The organism is Variovorax sp. 22077, assembly GCF_052044195.1.
GTDB classification, from domain to species: Bacteria; Pseudomonadota; Gammaproteobacteria; order Burkholderiales; family Burkholderiaceae_C; genus Variovorax; species Variovorax atrisoli.
The window spans coordinates 1-771 of record NZ_JBQEQC010000091.1; the positions used below are offsets into that span (position 1 = coordinate 1).

At 63.6% G+C, this 771-nt stretch carries 1 protein-coding gene; it reads right to left on the bottom strand.

Annotated elements, in window-relative coordinates; translation table 11 throughout:
- Positions 1-246 precede the first annotated feature (246 nt).
- A complete protein-coding gene (locus ACTJLF_RS34635) occupies positions 247-594 on the bottom strand; it encodes a nucleotidyl transferase AbiEii/AbiGii toxin family protein (RefSeq protein WP_440884904.1) in 348 nt (115 codons plus the stop codon).
- Positions 595-771: the final 177 nt, after the last annotated feature.

The following is a 771-nucleotide window of genomic DNA, read 5'->3' on the forward strand; positions in this document are numbered from 1 at the left end:
GGGCTCACAAGCAAGCCCTTCTCCCCAAACGTCCACATGATCGCCGGCGCACCGGTGCACGGTTCGACTGGCCGCCGCGCGGCGCTTGCCCTCCTTGCAACACAGAACCATCACCGAACAGGAACATGTCCACGCTCCCGCATCGGGCGCCTTTTTGCCAGTGCAGAAGCTGCCCTCCTTTCAGAACGAACAGGGCTTTAGCCCCGGGGCTGTAAGGTCACGAGCGCTTTCGCGTTCGCTTGATGGCTACAGGCTGTCCAGGAATCGGCCGACCACAGTTACGCAGTGGTCGAAGGCCGGCGTGTAGTCCAGTGCAGCGATGGCGTCGAACGCGACGAGCAACCCGGGATGCGGCTGCCGGATCTGGGACAGGAACGCCTCTCGGTGACGCAACAGGAACGGCGTCGCCGCCAGGAGCTGTTGAGGCTCGCGCTCGACCACGAGCGCCAGATCGAACAGATCGCGCGCCGTGGCACGGTCGCCGCGGTGGTACATCTTCTTGGCGATGATTTCGACTGCCGTCTCCACTCTCACCGTGCGACCGCCGATGTCCCATGTCTCCCAGGCATCGGCCAGCAGGTTCGGGGATGCCACGAAATCGACCTCGCCGTCCTCAACTGAAGTTTGACGAACGCGCCGGGCTGCTCGGTGTAGTCCTGCGTCAGGTCCGCCGCGTGTGGCTCAATCGCGGCGTGACGAAACCGAGGTCCTGGGGATCGGGAACGAAGATATCGATGTCCTTGCTCAGGCGGTGGCGGTAACGGAACATCA